Source organism: Owenweeksia hongkongensis DSM 17368, from assembly GCF_000236705.1.
In the GTDB taxonomy this organism is placed as follows: domain Bacteria; phylum Bacteroidota; class Bacteroidia; order Flavobacteriales; family Schleiferiaceae; genus Owenweeksia; species Owenweeksia hongkongensis.
In genome coordinates, this window is sequence record NC_016599.1 from 1,780,358 (window position 1) to 1,797,386 (window position 17,029).

17 protein-coding genes are annotated in these 17,029 nt (G+C 39.3%); 6 read left to right on the plus strand and 11 right to left on the minus strand.

Annotation, left to right across the window (positions count from 1 at the left end; genetic code table 11):
• Window positions 1-45: 45 nt before the first annotated feature.
• Genes OWEHO_RS08085 through OWEHO_RS08100 form a run of 4 tightly spaced genes read left to right on the plus strand, consistent with a single transcriptional unit; the run spans window position 46 to window position 2,737 of the window.
• Window positions 46-423, plus strand: a complete 378-nt coding sequence (locus tag OWEHO_RS08085; protein ID WP_014201986.1) for a hypothetical protein — start codon at window positions 46-48, stop codon at window positions 421-423.
• A complete protein-coding gene (locus OWEHO_RS08090) occupies window positions 416-1,432 on the plus strand; it encodes a threonine aldolase family protein (protein WP_014201987.1) in 1,017 nt (338 codons plus the stop codon). The genes OWEHO_RS08085 and OWEHO_RS08090 overlap by 8 nt, the downstream gene beginning before the upstream one ends.
• Window positions 1,413-2,363 carry a type IX secretion system membrane protein PorP/SprF gene (locus OWEHO_RS08095; protein ID WP_014201988.1) on the plus strand — a complete coding sequence of 317 codons (951 nt, stop codon included), beginning with the start codon at window positions 1,413-1,415 and terminating at the stop codon, window positions 2,361-2,363. The genes OWEHO_RS08090 and OWEHO_RS08095 overlap by 20 nt, the downstream gene beginning before the upstream one ends.
• A gap of 2 nt (window positions 2,364-2,365) precedes the next feature.
• The gene (locus tag OWEHO_RS08100; protein ID WP_014201989.1) at window positions 2,366-2,737 is read left to right on the plus strand and encodes a T9SS C-terminal target domain-containing protein; all 372 of its coding nucleotides are present in this window, start codon (window positions 2,366-2,368) and stop codon (window positions 2,735-2,737) included.
• On the opposite strand, the gene OWEHO_RS08105 is transcribed toward OWEHO_RS08100, so the two are convergent.
• The 8 genes from OWEHO_RS08105 to rplU all read right to left on the minus strand — a co-directional run bounded on the left by OWEHO_RS08105 (window position 2,734) and on the right by rplU (window position 8,741).
• Window positions 2,734-3,210 (minus strand): hypothetical protein, encoded by a 477-nt coding sequence (locus tag OWEHO_RS08105; protein ID WP_014201990.1) that lies wholly within the window; start codon window positions 3,208-3,210, stop codon window positions 2,734-2,736. The two genes, OWEHO_RS08100 and OWEHO_RS08105, sit on opposite strands and share 4 nt — an antisense overlap.
• Window positions 3,211-3,249: 39 nt before the next feature.
• On the minus strand, window positions 3,250-3,690 hold the full coding sequence (locus OWEHO_RS08110; RefSeq protein WP_014201991.1) for a regulatory protein RecX: 441 nt from the start codon (window positions 3,688-3,690) through the stop codon (window positions 3,250-3,252).
• A 37-nt stretch (window positions 3,691-3,727) separates the two neighbouring features.
• Window positions 3,728-4,045: a DUF4286 family protein gene (locus tag OWEHO_RS08115; protein WP_014201992.1), complete on the minus strand. Its 318-nt coding sequence runs from the start codon at window positions 4,043-4,045 to the stop codon at window positions 3,728-3,730.
• Window positions 4,046-4,125: 80 nt separating this feature from the next.
• A complete protein-coding gene (locus OWEHO_RS08120) occupies window positions 4,126-5,988 on the minus strand; it encodes a tetratricopeptide repeat protein (RefSeq protein WP_014201993.1) in 1,863 nt (620 codons plus the stop codon).
• Between the two features lie 62 nt (window positions 5,989-6,050).
• Window positions 6,051-6,608, minus strand: a complete 558-nt coding sequence (locus OWEHO_RS08125; RefSeq protein ID WP_014201994.1) for a hypothetical protein — start codon at window positions 6,606-6,608, stop codon at window positions 6,051-6,053.
• Window positions 6,596-7,867 (minus strand): serine--tRNA ligase, encoded by a 1,272-nt coding sequence (gene serS, locus OWEHO_RS08130; protein ID WP_014201995.1) that lies wholly within the window; start codon window positions 7,865-7,867, stop codon window positions 6,596-6,598. Before serS ends, OWEHO_RS08125 begins: the two co-directional genes overlap by 13 nt.
• Before the next feature lie 94 nt (window positions 7,868-7,961).
• Window positions 7,962-8,219, minus strand: coding sequence for a 50S ribosomal protein L27 (gene rpmA / locus OWEHO_RS08135; protein WP_014201996.1), 258 nt, complete (start codon window positions 8,217-8,219; stop codon window positions 7,962-7,964).
• A 27-nt stretch (window positions 8,220-8,246) separates the two neighbouring features.
• Complete coding sequence (gene rplU / locus OWEHO_RS08140; RefSeq protein WP_014201997.1) at window positions 8,247-8,741, minus strand: 50S ribosomal protein L21; 495 nt, start codon at window positions 8,739-8,741, stop codon at window positions 8,247-8,249.
• 287 nt (window positions 8,742-9,028) lie between these two features.
• On the opposite strand from rplU, the gene OWEHO_RS08145 reads away from it, so the two are divergent.
• Complete coding sequence (locus OWEHO_RS08145; protein ID WP_014201998.1) at window positions 9,029-10,342, plus strand: M16 family metallopeptidase; 1,314 nt, start codon at window positions 9,029-9,031, stop codon at window positions 10,340-10,342.
• A 28-nt stretch (window positions 10,343-10,370) separates the two neighbouring features.
• Entirely contained in the window at window positions 10,371-12,440 is a 2,070-nt protein-coding gene (locus OWEHO_RS08150; protein WP_014201999.1) for an insulinase family protein, read from the plus strand.
• Between the two features lie 223 nt (window positions 12,441-12,663).
• Here the strand turns inward: OWEHO_RS08150 and OWEHO_RS08155 are convergent, their stop codons facing one another.
• From OWEHO_RS08155 to OWEHO_RS08165, 3 genes are all read right to left on the minus strand, one after another.
• Entirely contained in the window at window positions 12,664-13,563 is a 900-nt protein-coding gene (locus OWEHO_RS08155; protein ID WP_014202000.1) for a DMT family transporter, read from the minus strand.
• Between the two features lie 248 nt (window positions 13,564-13,811).
• The gene (locus OWEHO_RS08160) at window positions 13,812-15,545 is read right to left on the minus strand and encodes a lysophospholipid acyltransferase family protein (RefSeq protein ID WP_014202001.1); all 1,734 of its coding nucleotides are present in this window, start codon (window positions 15,543-15,545) and stop codon (window positions 13,812-13,814) included.
• A 31-nt stretch (window positions 15,546-15,576) separates the two neighbouring features.
• Complete coding sequence (locus OWEHO_RS08165) at window positions 15,577-16,827, minus strand: aspartate kinase (RefSeq protein WP_041627508.1); 1,251 nt, start codon at window positions 16,825-16,827, stop codon at window positions 15,577-15,579.
• Window positions 16,828-17,029 lie beyond the last annotated feature (202 nt).

Consider the following 17,029-nt stretch of genomic DNA (forward strand, 5'->3'; position numbering starts at 1 on the left):
TGAATTTTCCCCAACTTGCCTCAAACAATTTGAAAGCGCTTTTACATGGACTCTCTAAAAATATTGATCCATTCCCTTGAAGGAACTGAAATTAACAATATTCACATTGACATCAATCGAAATCTGATTCAGATTAGCACCCAAAGTTCTGAACATGAAAGCCACTCAATTACATTTGATAGTATTCTTCGATTAAATTATTTGCCTGACTTCACAGACCCTGGTACTTTGTTAATTATCGATATTGAATATGATTTCGATATAGTCGAGAATCTCGCAAAAAAACACCTAACACTTTGGCCGGAAGGCTCTCCTGCGTTGGCTAAATTTAATTTTGAGCAAGCACATAGAATACGAATGTTATCTGCCGATTTCGAACTAGAAGTGTATTGTCTAAACATAATCGAAAACACCCATGATTGATTTACGCTCCGATACTGTAACCCGTCCAACGAAAGAAATGCTAAATACTATGATACACGCTCCCGTTGGTGATGATGTTTTTGGTGAAGACCCTACCATCAATAAGTTGGAGGCTATGGCCGCAGAAATGTTTGGAATGGAAGCTGGCCTATTTTGCCCAAGCGGAACCATGACGAATCAGATTGCGATAAAGCTGCACACTCAGCCAGGCGATGAAATTATTTGTCATGAGTATTCACATATCTACAATTATGAAGGAGGTGGCTTGGCAGCAAATTCTGGTTGCCAAACCAGATTACTGAAGGGTGACCGGGGTTTTATTTCCGCAGAAGAGGTGGCCGCCAACATTGGCAATCCTCATGATGTACATGCTGCACGTACTTCAATGGTTTCTGTAGAAAACACCGTCAACAAAGGTGGTGGAAGCTGCTATGAGCTTTCCACTTTGGAAGCTATTGGCAAAGTTGCCCGCGCCAACAATTTGGCCTATCACATTGACGGAGCACGAATTTTCAATGCTTTAGTTGCCAAAAATCAAAATGCGAAAGATTACGGAAAACTGTTTGACACCATTTCAATTTGCCTTTCTAAAGGATTGGGTTGCCCGGTAGGTTCTTTGCTTTTAGGTTCAAAAGAACACATCATGCAAGCACGGAGAATACGTAAGCGATTTGGTGGGGGAATGCGCCAAGCTGGGTATTTGGCTGCGGCCGGAATCTATGCTTTAAAAAATCATATTGACCGCTTGGCAGAAGATCACGAGAAAGCACAGGTACTAAAGTCAGCTTTAGAAAAATGCTCTTGGGTAGATCGCATTGAGCCGGTAGAAACCAACATTGTGATTTTTTATTTGAAGGAGGGCTTAGAGCAAGATGCATTTATGGGAATGCTCAAAGAAAATGGTATTTTGGCAGTAGGGATGGGTCAAGGCAAATTGCGATTTGTTACCCACCTTGACATAAGTTCAACTCAAATCTCTCAAGTAGCCAATGTTTTGGAAAATATTTAAGGCTCCCGTTTTATTGATTAGCGCCATCTTGATTTCCTTTTATGGTCATGCTCAGCAGGACGAGATGGCAATTTCCAATTTTCCCGTTTTAGAAGATTTTTCTACAAACCCTGCTTTATTTGGATACTGGCAAACGCCTTCTTTTGGAATAATCTATAATGGCGGTCTTGAGAAGCATCAATTTCCAAACAATCAAACCACACTATTTTATAATCAAGGAAACGAAACAAACGGCTTTGGTGCTGAATTCAGCCGAAAGGCTCAAGGATACAGCACACAATCCAATTTCAAACTTGGTTATTCGCGAAGTGGCACTGTAAGCAAAAGCTTAAAATGGAGGGCTGGTGGAGCGATAAAGTATGCTCATATAAAAAACGATTATGAGTCGTTACTTTTCCCAGATCAAATTGATCCTTATTATGGATTTGTTCTTGAATCCAGCGAAGGTTTGAGTAACAACTCTCCATCATCATTTGTAACCGCAGAGTTTGGGGCCTCGCTCCAGTACCATAAACTGATGGTAAATATTCATGGTGAAAATATTGCCCCGATTTTGCTCTCTGGTGAAGATGATCAAAAAGCAGAATTCTTCAGTTCCCGCTCTTATGATTACCTCCCCGCCACTTTAAGAGTAAATGCTGTTTACCAATTTACTTTTGCTAATGATTTCTTTCTTAGCCCTGGTTTTCAAATAAATTCTGATTTTTCAAAACCCAATCCTGTTTCGAGCGCTTTGGTAAACTTTCAATGGCGCAGCATAGTGATGGCAAATTACAGCTACTCCTCCAATGGTATGGTGAAATTTATGGCAGGCGGCAGAATAAAAGATAAACTAAGCCTCACTGCCGGTGCTTCCATTTATAGTGACAATAAAATTACAGGATACACGGACCGTATCTTTTATCATTTTTCAATTTTCACTCAGCTATAAGTATGACTCGTATTCTAAGCTTCCTTTTTTTAGTCACCGCATTGGTTAGCTGTATTGAGGCCAAAGATTCAACTGTAGCTCCGTATGGAATCTTTATTCCAAATGCTTTTTCACCTAATGGCGATGGAGTTAATGATATCCTAAAGCCGGTGTTTCCACCCAGTACACCACCTTTACAGAGCTATAACTTTGAAATTTATGATGGCGATTTGATTCAGGTTTTTAATACCACCGATACATCAAAAGCATGGGACGGCAAAAGTAGTAATGGCAAAACCTTGCCTGAAGCGACCTATTATTTCAATTTGAATGGCGAATACGTAACTGGAGAAAAGTATGAAGTTTCTGGAGGCATTGCTTTAATGAGACCTTAAAACACTACTCCAAATCCTAATGAAGGCATTACACCAAATTCACCTGATTTTGGAATTGCCCCAGTAAGTCTTGCACGAAAGACGTAAAAACCTCCAAACTTACGTCTAAAAGTAAGGGGCAAACAAATCAACTCATAAGTACCAATCCTATATCCCAAACCAATACTGAGATTCATTTTTTCACTCTTGTTTAAAACAAAGTGGTAAATCATTTCGCCAGAAGCACCACTACTTTCACCGTCCAAATGATCTATTCCTACCCCGTAAGCTGCCTGATTGATTAAAAAACCAGTCTCTATTATATGCCTCTTATTCTTACCAATACAATAAGCATAATCAAGACTTACCTGCTTAATTCCTGCATTTAAGGTTATTTCATTGTGTCCATATTGAGCATGTGTTCCGCAAGCGTAGAGAAAACCAACAAGTATTATAGCAAGCTTAATGTTTGGGGTGAAAAGTGTAAGATTCAATTGAGCTCAGTTTTAGCGCCTACAAGGAAGTAAAAAAACTTAACTTTTAATAATCTCCCATACCAAGCTAGGCTCAAAACCTCTACTAATAGCATATTGAGCAATTTTTCCATTGCGCTCAAATTCGTTTTTAAGCTTTACAGTACGGGCTTTTTTCTCGATTACATCCTGTAAAGTTTTCAGATAATCGTCTTCCTCAATTTCCGTGAAGGCCTTTTTCAAAACATAATCTGAAAGTTGATGTGGGTAAAGCGCTTGTTTGATTTTTACCCTCCCCCATTTTTTGATAGAAAATTTACCCCGCACAAACGCTCGTGCAAATCGCTCCTCGTTGAGAAAATTCTCTTGAATGAGTGATGAAATTTCCTGATTTACAGCATCCGTATAAAGCCCATATTCATACAATCGCTCTCGCACTTCGTACTGGCTACGTTCGCGATAAGCGCAAAAAGCCCGGATTTTCTCCCGGGCTTCTTGCATTGAATATTGTTTTTTTGGCTGCTCGTTCACCTAATTTTTACTCAGGTTTATGATTATGCTCTACGCGTAAAATGGTTCTAAAGGCCACAAACTTATCTTTAAACTTTTCGGTGTGCTCCGCCTGTAGTTTTGGCGCATACATTTCATGGTAAAGCTTGAGTGTTTCCATGTCCTTCACTTCATACTGAATGGAATACGTAATTCCAGCTTCTTCTTCTACCATCACATGCAAAATGCGATTGCTTACAAACATCCCCGTGCTCATCACATCAGGTATATGCGTTTCTTTCATCCAAGCCAGCCATTCATCATGCACTGATTTTTCAATGTTTACAGTTACGTTGTATATGTACATTCTTTATGTGTTATAAGTTGAACGTGAAAGGTTGTATGTAGAACACTTCCTATTCCTTACTACTTACTCCTTACTCCCCACTAATTGATAACCGCATCACCGCGCATCTCGCGGTATTTTTTCCTTGCGTCAGGCGCAAAAAAGCTATCCGGATGGTCTGTGAATATTTTTTGATAGAGATCCATGGCCTCTGTGCGCTTGTTTAATTTTTCAAGATAAAGATCGGCCAAGGCATACATGGCATCATCAGCCAAAATATCCTTAGTATATAAATCTATCAACTGCTGATAAGCACTTGCAGCTTCATCATATTTCTTTTGATCTGTCAAAATCTGCGCTTTTAAAAATAGTACTTCATCCTGTATACCGTGTCCGGGAAAAGCAATTTCCATCATATCCAACAAGCGCAGTGCCGAGTCGCGTTTTCCCTGGTAATTCATCAAGTCAGCCTTGGCATACATTTCCATGGCTTCCATATTGGTATCTAGAGCAATGTTGTCATTAATGAGTAAAGAGTAACGCATGGCATCATTTGCAATAAGCTTAGAAGTGGAAGCTTTCAAAGCATCAAAAATTCCCTGAGCCCATAAAAAATCGCCCACATAATAAGCGGCCTTTGCTCTTTTAAACTTAGCCTCTTGCCCGATAGGAGATTGCTCAAAAGCCTTTTCGGCTTGACCATACAGAAGTATAGCCTCATATCTATCACCATTATAAAGCAAAATATCACCTAGTTCAATTTTTGCTCTAGCCACATCTTCTTTACTAATAAAGCCTGTAGAAATCAGCTTCCGCAACATACCTGCTGCCGTGTCTGTTTCATTTAGCTTAAAAGCTGTGAGGTGTGCCATATCAATCGTTAGAGGTCCCACATCCGGAAGTCCTTTTAGGGTTTCAATGGTTTTAAAATATTCCTTTTGAAGCTCCTTCCAACCAGCAATCTCAGTAACACCATCTTCTTCAAGCTTCAAACTTTGGGCTTTCAATTTTCCAATGAGGGCTTGCTCATAAAAGGGATACCTATCTCCAGCTTTTATTACATAGTCAAATATGCGGATGGCCAATGAGTACTCTTCATTGTTGAGAGCCACATTTCCAAGGTTATAAATTCCCGCCTTGGTTGTGGGCGTCCTTCTATCCAAAGCCTTTAATTGCAAGAATGCACCACTAAAGTTTTTTTCCTGAATGAAAACAAAAATCAGCAACTCATTCATAGTTTCAGCCCCACCATCCTGAATCTTCTGAATAAGTACAGTTTTGAGGTATTCTGAATTTTCTATGCTCGTTTCTTCTCGAAGCGCTCGGCCAAGCAATTGCTTTACTGTTGACAGATAATTTGGCGTTCGCTCCACCATTTCTACGTACATACTGTACATTTTTTTGATGTCACCAAGCTCTCCATAAAGCAATGCTTTCTGATAATCATAATTAGCATTTGGCATTTGACGCTCGCCAGCCTCATATACTGCCAAAGCTATTTGTGGATATCCTTTCTTTTGGAAAGCATTAGCGTAACTATAAGCCATTGCTGGTCGCTCTTCTACCTCCTGCAGCACTTCGTCCACCAACTTATCAGCTTTGGATTGCTTTTGCTGCTTTTGGTAAACCATCAACAAATCTGCTTGGTATTCAGCCTTTTTATTTCTGGAATTCTTTACCTCTGACTTTATAAGTTTCTCAGCTTTATCGTACTCCAAAAGCTCAAGGTAGCAGCCAAGCTTTAGTTCATAAACTTGATTTATACGAAAATTAGCAGGAAGCTTATCAAGATAATTCAGAACCTTTTCATACTCTTCATTCACATAATACTCCTGTGCTAGCTCAAAGTCTGTGTTTTCCTGAGGAGCTTTTGCCGGCCCACCTATATTCACACCCTGCCCATAAGCGGTTGGTACCGCCAATAGCTGAATGACAAAAAATATAGTAACTAGAAAACCTTTCATTGAGATTAAATTAAGCTTTTAAAGCTAATGCTAATTAGGCTAACGAGAGAAAGGCCTATTCCTTATTCTGCAGTCGCTCTAATTAGAGCTTCCACTGAATCCATCTTGGGTTTAAACTCCTTATAAAGTTTACGCTGATCTGCCAGATTTGGAACAATCTTATTGTAGTGCATCTGCGTTTGCTGCACTGCGTGCACCTCTTCCTTCAAATATTTCTCCACCTCGGGGCGCTCAAGCTTTCCATCTTCAATACTGTTTCTTAAAGTAGAAAGCTGCTTTTCATTTTCGGCAAGTTCTTTCTTCACTTTTTCCTGACCACTTGCAAAATGTGTGAACGTTTTCATAACACCCTTGTAGTAGCTCACATCTCTTACCCAAAAGTCACGAGCAGTAGTGTCTTTAAAGTTTTCAGTCACAAAAGTGTACTGACGATCTACTTCTTCCGCCAAAGCATTCATCTCCTCCACATCAATAGAATCAATGCCTGCCTTATTTATTTCTACAATAGTCTGAAGTGAATCTATTGCTTCTAATTCAGCTTTAAACTCTTTTGCAGGATTACTGCAACCAATTACCATAACAGCGAGCACGAGGCCCCCCAATACTTTTACTTTATCCATTCAAATGATGTATAAGGAATTAATACTTCTGGAATTTTTATTCCGTCTTCGGTTTGGTTATTTTCTAACAATGCAGCCAACACACGTGGCAATGCCAATGCACTTCCGTTTAAAGTGTGACATAAGTGCGTCTTCTTATCTTCGCCTCTATAGCGCACCTTCATTCGGTTAGTCTGGAAGGTTTCAAAATTTGAAACAGAACTAACTTCCAACCATCGTTCTTGGGCAGCACTCCATACTTCAAAATCATAAGTAAGTGCAGAAGTAAAGCCCATATCTCCACCACAAAGGCGAAGGATACGATAGGGCAAACCCAGCTTTTGCAAAAGTCCACCAACATGCTCTACCATTTCGTCAAGCACTTTGTAAGACTCATCAGGGTGAACCACATTCACCACCTCTACTTTATCAAACTGGTGTAAACGGTTCAAGCCACGAACATCTTTACCATAACTACCTGCTTCTCTACGGAAGCAAGGTGTGTAGGCAGTACATTTTATTGGCAGTTTTTCAAGATCTAGAATTTCATCACGAAACAAGTTGGTGATTGGAACTTCAGCCGTTGGGATGGCGTAAAGGTCATCCTCTGTCATGTGATACATCTGTCCTTCCTTATCGGGAAGTTGGCCAGTACCAAAACCACTTGCAGCGTTTATAAAATGTGGAGGAATATATTCTTCATAGCCTGCCTTTTGGTTTTCTTCCAAAAAGAAATTGATCAAGGCACGTTGCAAGCGAGCACCTTTACCCATATATACAGGAAATCCTGCTCCGGTGATTTTAACACCTAGATCAAAGCTGATAAGCTTATACTTTTCGGTAAGCTCCCAATGAGGAACTGCACCTTCATGCAAAGTTGGTATTTCGCCTACACTTCCTACTTCCACATTATCATCAGCGTGAGAACCTTCTACCACAGACTCGTGCGGCACGTTTGGCAAACTCACCAAAAGTTGCTCAAGCGAATGCTTCAACTGCTCCTGCTCTTGCCCAAGCTCTTTACTCTTGTCTTTAAGTTCGGCTGTTTTAGCCTTCATCTCATTGGCCTCGGCTGCTTTCCCTGCTTTAAAAAGAGAACCAATCTCTTTGCTGATTGCATTACTATCTGCCAACACCGAATCCAGTTGCACCTGGTTTTCCCTGCGTTGTTCATCTAGTTTTAAAATATCAGCAATAGTTTGGGCAGCATCTATTTTTCGTTTGGCCAACCCTTTGATAGCCGCATCTGTATTATTGCGGAGGTAAGAAAGCTCAAGCATATTTTTTATTGAATTTGGGCAAATGTAAAAACAAAAAAAGCCCGCGAGAATAAATCCTCGGGGCTTTTATGAAAATTATAAAATCGTAGGATTCTTAGTTCGCTGGATCTACAGAAACGTACGATTTGTTGTCTTTTTTCTTACGAAAAACCACGGTACCGTCAACCAATGCAAACAAAGTATGGTCTTTACCAATACCTACATTTTGGCCTGGATTGTGCTTAGTACCACGTTGGCGTACGATGATGTTTCCGGCAATAGCCTCTTGGCCACCAAAAATTTTCACGCCTAGGCGTTTACTTTCTGATTCTCTACCGTTCTTCGAACTACCTACTCCTTTCTTGTGAGCCATGTTCTTTTAATTTTAAGGTTTTTGCTTTTAGCTTAAAGCTGCAATTAATTCATCCTTTTTCATAGAAGAGTAACCAGTAACACCTTTGTCCTTAGCCATCTCCCTTAGCTCAGCTACAGTGTGCGAGCTCAAATCATCATTTGATTTAGCTTCAGCTTTTGGTGCTGCAGGAGCTTCTTCTTTCTTTTTAGGGGCTGCTTTTTTAGCTCCGCCTTTACCGATAGAAGTAATTTCAATTAAAGAAATTGCTTGTCTGTGACCGTTTTTCTTACGGTAGCCTTTTCTTCTTTTCTTTTTGAAAACGATTACTTTATCAGCTTTAAGGTGAGACACGATCTTAGCGCCTACTTCAATACCTTCTATAACCGGGGCGCCAACTTCTATTGCTCCATCGTTATCAGTAAGAAGAACTTTATCAAATGATAAAGCATCACCTTCATTACCTTCAACACGGTTCACATAGATCTGCTGGTCTTGACGTACTTTGTACTGGTGCCCTGCTATTTCTACAATTGCGTACATTTTTACTTAATTTTTTAAGGGCTGCAAATGTATAAAAAGAATTCTTGCCTCACTACTATTCAATTAAAATATTGAAGAAAGTTTATTTTCAACCTCCGCTATTCCAGACCTCTATCCTCCTTAATGGCAAATATAAAATTCCACATTCAGACTTATTAAATCATCTCTTATTATACCCTCAATAAGGTACATGCTTAATCAACGCGGTGCTTAGCGCGCTCTTTTTATTACTTTTGGCCTCGCTACTTGTATTTTGACACAAATCAAATAATAAAATCAAACTCATTATGAGAAAACTGTTTGCGCTGGTCTTCGGTCTTGGATCAGCTATTGGCGCACATGGCCAAACCAATATTGAATTTCAGGAGTATGACCTGGAAAATGGCCTTCACGTAATTTTGCACGAGGATCACACTACCCCTATTGTGGCCGTATCTGTACTTTATCATGTAGGTTCTAAAAACGAAAAGCCGGGCCGCTCAGGCTTCGCTCACTTTTTTGAGCACCTTATGTTTGAAGGATCGCCAAACATTGAGCGTGGTGATTTCATGAAAATTGTTCAAAACAATGGTGGTGCATTAAATGCCAACACTTCTTTTGATCGTACTTTTTATTACGAAATCCTTCCTGCCAACCAACTTGAGCTTGGTCTTTGGCTAGAAAGTGAGCGTATGCTTCAAGCTACAGTAGATATTACCGGAGTAGAAACTCAGCGTGAGGTAGTAAAAGAAGAAAAGAGATTGCGTATTGACAACCAACCTTACATGTCATTTCAAGCTGAAATGTTTGGAAAAGCATTTGAAGGAAGCCCTTACGCCATTACGCCTATAGGTACAATGGAAGATTTGAATGCTGCGCAAATCGCAGACTTCAAAGATTTTTACGAAACCTTTTATGTTCCAAACAATGCAACACTAAGCATCGCTGGAGACATTGACCCAAAAGAAGCGAAGGAAATGATTGAAAAGTACTTTGGCCCAATCGCTAAAGGAACTAATGAAATTCCACGTCCTAAGCCTGAACTAAAACTTCTTAATAATGCTATAGTTGATACTGTGTATGACAACATCCAGTTGCCTGCACTTTTCTTAGGATACAAAATCCCTCAGCAAGGCACTAAAGATGCTTATGCTATGGATATGCTTACCACTCTACTTTCAGGTGGTCAAAGCTCAAGACTTTATAAAAAACTTGTTGATCAGGATCAGCTAGGTCTTGCCGTTCAAGCTTTCCCATACGGACTTGAAAACGGTGGTATTTTTATCACCTTAGGAATTGCCAATATGGGCGTTGATCTTAAAGATCTTAAAGCAGGTATTGATGGTGAATTTTCAAAAGTTCGCAATGATCTAATCTCTGAAAATGAGTACCAAAAAGTACTTAATCAATTGGAGAATGATTTTGTATCACAAAACTCTACCATGGCCGGTATTGCTGAAAGCTTAGCAAACTACCATGTGTACTTTAGCGATGCAAACCTCATCAACACTGAGATAGAAAAATATAGAGAAGTAACTCGCGAAGATCTTCAGGCTGCTGCACAAAAGTACCTTACCGATCAAAATCGAGTGATACTTTACTACCTACCAAAACAGCAATAATCATTAATACATAAGAATACGTATAGTAATGAAAAAGATACTTTCAATAGCATTTGCACTGATGTTGGCTCTTGGAGCTAACGCTCAGCTTGATCGAAGCAAACGCCCGGAACCAGGTCCAGCTCCAAAATTGGACTTTGGAAAATACAAGCTCTATGAGCTTAAAAATGGTCTTAAAATTATTGTAGTTGAAGACCATAAGCTACCTCGCCTTAGCATGAACCTTATAGTAGATCGTGATCCGATTCAAGAAGGTGACAAAGCAGGATATGTATCATTGGCCGGTGAGATGCTACGCCAAGGAACTACCAATCTTACTAAAAGTCAACTGGATGAAGAAATCGACTTTATCGGTGCTAATCTAAACACGGGTTCAGCCTCTATCTACACTAGTGGACTTAGCAAGTATGCCGAAAAGCTATTTAGCCTTACGGCTGATGTAGCTCTTAACCCTTCATTTCCTGAAGAAGAATTTGAAAAGTTAAAAAAGCAAACTATTTCTGGTTTAGAGTCTGCAAAGGATGATCCTTCTGCAGTTTCTACAAATGCTTTTAACGCTGTACTTTATGGTAAAGATCACCCTTATGGGGAAATGACCACCGTGTCTACTGTAGAGAAAGTGAGCCTTGAAGATTGTAAAACTTACTACAACAACTACTGGGTGCCAAATAACACCTACATAGCCGTAGTTGGTGACATCAAAGCAAAAGACGCTAAAAAACTTATCCAAAAATATTTTGGAGAGTGGGAAATGGGCAACGTTGCTGAAAATGTATTCGAAAAGCCAGCTGAGCCAGCCGCTACCGAAGTGAGTTTTGTAAACAAATCTTCTTCTGTACAGTCAGTTGTGGCTCTTGGAAACGTTATTGAGCTTAAGCCTGGTGCAGAGGATGTAATCAAACTTCAATTGGCCAACCAAATTTTGGGTGGAGGAAGTCTTGGTCGTCTTTTCCAAAACATCCGTGAAGATAAAGGATACACCTACGGAGCTTACTCTAGCTACGATGATGATGAGCTTATCGGAGAATTTGGCGCACAAGCCAGCGTACGTAATGAAGTAACCGACAGCGCTATTGTTGAGTTTTTAGCTGAATTCAAAAAACTACAAACTGAACCAGTAAGTGAAGAAGAACTTGAAGGTGCTAAAAACTACATCATTGGTAGCTTTGGTCGTTCTTTGGAAAGCCCTCAGACTGTAGCAAGATTTGCACTTAATGTACAGCGTTACAACCTTGATGAGGATTACTACAAAGATTACCTTACCAAATTACAAGCCCTTACAGCACAGGATGTAATGGATGCTGCAAACAAGTACATCAAAACTAACGCTATGCACATAGTAGTGGTAGGAAAAGGTACTGAGGTAGCTGAAAACCTTGAGCAATTTGGTACGGTTACTTTTTATGATGAAGAAGGTAATGAAACCGGCCCTCCTTCTACTCCTATCCCTGCCGGACTTACCGCTGATAGTGTAGTAAATATGTACATCAAAGCTTTGGGTGGAAAAGAAAACTTAAATAAGGTGAAAGATGTGGCTATCTATTATGATGCCGCGGTTTCTGGCGCACCAATGAAGATTTCTGCTGTAAGCATGAAGAAGCGTCCAAACAAATTTAAGATGGAGCTTAGCGCTGAAGGAATGGGTACCTTGAACAAAACCATTTTTGATGGTAAAAAAGCCAGTATGTCTGGAATGCAAGGGGCTCAAGACATAGAAGGTGAAGAATTGGAAGAAATTAAAAAGCAAGGTGAGTTTTATCCCGAGCTAAACTACCTTTCTGACCAGTACACACTGAAGCTTACCCACATGGATAAGGTAGGTGAAGAGGAAGTTTATGTAATGGAAGTAACCGACAAAGAAGAAAACACTTCTGTGGAGTACTATTCGGCAAAAACCGGACTTAAACTAAAAGAAGAGAGCACTGAAGAAGGCCCACAAGGCCCTATGACTGTTTCTCAAACTTATGGTGATTACAAGGCAGTAAAAGGTGTAATGTTTCCTCACACAATGGTGATGGACCAAGGCCAGCAAATCAAACTGACCGTAACTGATCTTAAAGTAAACTCAGGATTAAAAGATTCAGAATTTACTAAATAGACTTAGCTTTATTATAATCGAAGAGCGGCATTACCGAAAGGGAGTGCCGCTTTTTTTTTAGCTCCGGCAGCGGTCTTGATCTAAATTTTGAAAATTAAAACTCTAAACAAATTCAAAAAATCTAAAGCCTAAAAAATCAAAACATTTAGCAGACTTGTCTTTTGGAGCTTTGAATTTCCTTGTTTGAGAGCTTGTTTAGATTTTAGAGCTTCGTGCTTAGAATTTAATTTTTCTTCTCCCTGTATTTCCTCCTTGCATTCACCACATAAACTCCTAGCAAAATAGCTCCCATTCCAAAAACGTGGTCAATTCCAATATTTTCACCATCTACCAAGCCCCAAATAAGTGCCACCAAGGGAATCAAATAAGTAACGGATGAAGCAAAAAGCGAGTCGGTATTTTTAATCAAATAATTGAAAATAATAACCGCTAAACTTGAACCTACTATTCCTAAAATAGCCACATAAGAAAGACTAATCCACGCCTGATCATCCGTTTGCATAATATGGAGAAAGTCTGTGGTGAAAACATAAATAGTGGCAGGGATACCCACAAATAGCAAACTCAACAATGTGATGGTTAAAGAGTCTAAATGCTTAAGCCATGAGCTGAGAGTATTGATGGAAATAGCATAACACAAGGTTGCTAAAATCGGTAGCGCCCCATACTGTAGTTTTGTTGGGTCAATTTCAATACCTGGTATCAGCAGCCAAACAGCCCCGGCCAATCCTATTAAAATTCCAACGACAGAAGGAATACCAACTTTGGCTTTATAGAAAAGCACGCCTATTATTAAAGTAAAAAGCGGAACCAAGGAATTGAGAATCCCTACCAAACCACTGTCCAATTTGGTAACAGCCAATGGAAATAAAAGGTATGGAATTGCATTTCCTAAAAGTCCAACCACGAGTAATGGAAGAATATCTTTTTTACGAAGAAATCGCAATCGCCTAAAGGCAATAACGAAGGTGAACCAAAAAGCAAGCGACACCCGAATCATCCCAATTTGGCTATAGGAAAAGGATTGCAAGCCGTATTTCATTAAAATAAAGGAGCTCCCCCAAATAAGTGCAAGCAGCGCGAACAACGCCCACGCCTGCCAGTTTTTAGTGCTTTCGTTCATGGGGACGAAGGTAGGTTACAGTTGGCAATTTGCGGTTAGCAGTTTTTCAATTCGCAATTTGTAAACTCTAAATGCTAAAAACTAAACTCTAAACAAAGCAGAAAGTATTAAAAGTAAAATTTTAAACCATAATGTATCAGACATCTATCAAGGCTTTTACCTTTTGATATTTCCTCTTTCAAGTTTTGTTTAAGATTTAGAGTTTCGGGCTTAGGGTTTGCTTTTTGCAATCTGCTAATTGTAAACTCCTATCCCTCCAAAGTTCCTTCCGGCAAATCCTCTATTTTGATGTACATAAATCCATCCAGAGAATCATTAAAAAGAGGGTCTACATTAAAGCAAACCATACGTGAATTTTGCTTGAGGTATTTTTTGATGAGAATTGGAAAGCGTTTGTTCCCTGGCTCTATTTCTTCAATAATGCGGTCAAATTTATTGAGGTCATCATGACTGCTTTCAAATACGAGCTGGCGATATTTTTCATCCAGCTTAGGCTTAAATGGTTTTCGTGGACGAATGTGGTGGGCCAGTTCTTCATCGCCATAATGTTGAAATAAATATTCCACCATCAAAGATTTACTAAAACGTGAAAAGCTATTACTAATACTCGCACAGCCAGTGATGTACTTCAGCTCAGGGTGACGTAAAATAACCTGCACTATTCCTTTCCATAGGAGGAAAAGTGGCAATGGTTTTTGTTGCTGATTTTTCACCACAAAGGCACGGCCCATTTCCAAACTTTGCGAAAACATATCATAAGCGTACTCATCAACCTTGAAGAGGGTAGTTACATAAAAGCCTTTGATACCAAATCGCTTAAAAATTTCACTTCCGATACCCAAACGATACGCTCCGGCAATTTGTTTTTCTTCATTATCCCAAAGGATAAGATGCTCATAGTGATAGTCGTACTCATCCAAATCCAAAGGAAGATTGCTACCCTCACCTACATCCCTAAAAGTGATTTCGCGCAGGCGACCAATCTCTTTCAAAATAGATGGAATATTCTTGGATGCACTTATAAAAACGTCATAATTTTTTTGAGTAAACAAGTAGGTAGAAGTATTTCTCAAGCCCTCTATTTCCCTCTGTATTAATGAAGGATCAACCTCATCAATTATCGGCTGTGCTTCATCCGGCCTTCTTATAGGAAACAACTTTTTAGAAGGTGACAAAGCCTGACTTAAAAGATAAGTACGCTGTCGTAAGAATTCTGTGTAATGTTCAATATCAGGGTAACCAGCCTGCTCTTTTACAGAAATTTGACGACCTATGCGAATACCAATAGCCTTATTTTTTTGTTTCCTCAGCTCCGAAGGTAATTTGGCCGTACGAAGTGTTGGGTGCAACAAGGACAAAAGGTAGAAAAATGCACTATTTCTAGCTTTAAAATAAATAGGTACAACAGGAACTTTAACCCTCTGAATCATCTTCATTATGGATTCTTCCCAAGGTTTGTCTCTTATTTTTCTTTCATCTAGTTTATAGGTGCTTACTTCACCGGCAGGGAAAATCCCCAAGCCTTTGCCTTCCTTTAAGTGATCCAGTGACGCCTTTACACCGCTGTAGCTGGATTTTAAATCTTTGTTCTCAAAAGGGTTTACTCCAATAAAATAATCCTGAAGCGGCTCTACTTTTTGCAATAAAAAGTTGGCCATTACCTTATAATCCGGGCGCACTTGTTCGATGAGTTTTATCAAAATAATACCATCAATACCACCAAGCGGATGATTGCTTACTGTAATGAATGGACCTTCTTTTGGAATGCGCTTTAACTCTTCCTCATAGTAATCAAACTCCACTTTAAACTCATCCAAAAGAGCATCGATAAATTCTACACCTTTTAGTTCCTCAAATTTCTCATACACCTCGTTTACATCAGAAATGCGCAGTATATCCATGATTGGCTTTGCCAGCATACTCATGCCTATTTTATCCAACTGAACTACGCGCGCTATGTCTTTCTTGTCTACGAGACCCATCCCAAAAATTTGAATAAACTTAAATAAAATGCTAGATAGTAACCACCTGATAAGTATTTCTGCTTATTTGCTCCAGAAGTATTTCACCTGACTTTTTAACTCTGGAAACCGCATTATCATCATAGTGGCGCACACTATATAAATTTACGCCTTCATTGTAAGTTATATCAAAATCCTTCCCTAATTCTTCGATCAATTTAGGAACGGTAATAGGGTCATTATTAATACAAAAGGACGAGCTAATTGCTGTGTTCTGAGTCATATTTACGCGAACACCAAACTGATGTAGCGTTTTATAAATCATACTAAGGTGGTCTTCTACAATAAAAGCCAAGTCACGGGTAGAAATGGTTATTAAAGTTTGATTATCCTTTTTGATAAAACAAGGAAGGAATGGACTCAAATCAGAACCTTCACGAATAAGTGTGCCCACCTCAGAAGGGTTCACAAAAGACTTTACGCGAAGTGGAATCAACTTCTTCTGTAGTGGCTGAATGGTTTTTGGGTGAATTACCGAAGCTCCATAGTAGGCAAGCTCAATTGCCTCACGGTAGCTTATTTCATTCAGTAATTCTACATTATCAAACACCTTTGGATCCCCATTCAAAACTCCCGGTACATCTTTCCAAATAACCACTTCTTCTGCGCCAAGCACATAACCCAAAACCGATGCCGTGTAATCCGAGCCTTCTCTACCTAAAGTTGTAGGGTTTAAATCGTCATCAGAACCGATGAAACCTTGAATAACATAACGGTTGCCTGGCTTTATAGTATCCTTTACCATCCTTTCGGTAAATGACCAATCTACTCTTGCAAAACGGAAATTTTGATCAGTGCGAATAAGCCTGCGTGCATCGAGCCACTTGTTTTGATAGCCCGAACTATTAAGGTAGCTGCTTACAATTTTGGTAGAAATCAATTCACCAAAAGAAACAATCTGATCATACACCTGATTGAAGTTACCTTCTGGTGTACCTTGAGTAATGATTTGAAGTTGAGTGATAAGAATCTCGATATCATTATGAACACGATGTTCATCTGATGGAAACAGCTCATCGATAATGGAAAAATGATCCTGTTTAATTTTAGTGATAATATCGGAGCAGCCCTCCTTTCCATTGTAAAACTTCTGCACCAACTCCTCCAAAGCATTGGTAGTTTTACCCATAGCAGAAACTACTATTAAAATCTCTTCTCCTGGAAAATGGCCAAGTACATTGGCTACATTTTTCACACTCTCAGCATCTTTTACTGAGGCTCCTCCAAACTTAAAAACTTTCATTCTCATTAAAATATAAGCTCGCGAAGGTAATTAGGAAAGGTTTAAACACCACCTTAGGACGCCAAAGAAATCAGTAATACTATTCATGCATAATAAATTTGAACTATTCGTATCTTCTATACCTTAACTTATAAGACATTTATAAACCCAAAAAATAACCAAAGCTACTTACCCCAGCATTTGTTATTCTTTCTCCTCAAGT

Coding starts and splice junctions, on each gene's coding strand:
- OWEHO_RS08155 (WP_014202000.1), bottom strand. CDS start 13,563: ATGAACGAAAGCACTAAAAACTGGCAGGCGTGGGCGTTGTTCGCGCTG.
- OWEHO_RS08160 (WP_014202001.1), bottom strand. CDS start 15,545: ATGGGTCTCGTAGACAAGAAAGACATAGCGCGCGTAGTTCAGTTGGAT.
- OWEHO_RS08145 (WP_014201998.1), top strand. CDS start 9,029: ATGAGAAAACTGTTTGCGCTGGTCTTCGGTCTTGGATCAGCTATTGGC.
- OWEHO_RS08100 (WP_014201989.1), top strand. CDS start 2,366: ATGACTCGTATTCTAAGCTTCCTTTTTTTAGTCACCGCATTGGTTAGC.
- OWEHO_RS08165 (WP_041627508.1), bottom strand. CDS start 16,827: ATGAAAGTTTTTAAGTTTGGAGGAGCCTCAGTAAAAGATGCTGAGAGT.
- OWEHO_RS08120 (WP_014201993.1), bottom strand. CDS start 5,988: ATGAAAGGTTTTCTAGTTACTATATTTTTTGTCATTCAGCTATTGGCG.
- OWEHO_RS08115 (WP_014201992.1), bottom strand. CDS start 4,045: ATGTACATATACAACGTAACTGTAAACATTGAAAAATCAGTGCATGAT.
- OWEHO_RS08110 (WP_014201991.1), bottom strand. CDS start 3,690: ATGCAAGAAGCCCGGGAGAAAATCCGGGCTTTTTGCGCTTATCGCGAA.
- OWEHO_RS08125 (WP_014201994.1), bottom strand. CDS start 6,608: ATGGATAAAGTAAAAGTATTGGGGGGCCTCGTGCTCGCTGTTATGGTA.
- OWEHO_RS08150 (WP_014201999.1), top strand. CDS start 10,371: ATGAAAAAGATACTTTCAATAGCATTTGCACTGATGTTGGCTCTTGGA.
- OWEHO_RS08090 (WP_014201987.1), top strand. CDS start 416: ATGATTGATTTACGCTCCGATACTGTAACCCGTCCAACGAAAGAAATG.
- OWEHO_RS08095 (WP_014201988.1), top strand. CDS start 1,413: ATGTTTTGGAAAATATTTAAGGCTCCCGTTTTATTGATTAGCGCCATC.
- OWEHO_RS08085 (WP_014201986.1), top strand. CDS start 46: ATGGACTCTCTAAAAATATTGATCCATTCCCTTGAAGGAACTGAAATT.
- serS (WP_014201995.1), bottom strand. CDS start 7,867: ATGCTTGAGCTTTCTTACCTCCGCAATAATACAGATGCGGCTATCAAA.
- rpmA (WP_014201996.1), bottom strand. CDS start 8,219: ATGGCTCACAAGAAAGGAGTAGGTAGTTCGAAGAACGGTAGAGAATCA.
- rplU (WP_014201997.1), bottom strand. CDS start 8,741: ATGTACGCAATTGTAGAAATAGCAGGGCACCAGTACAAAGTACGTCAA.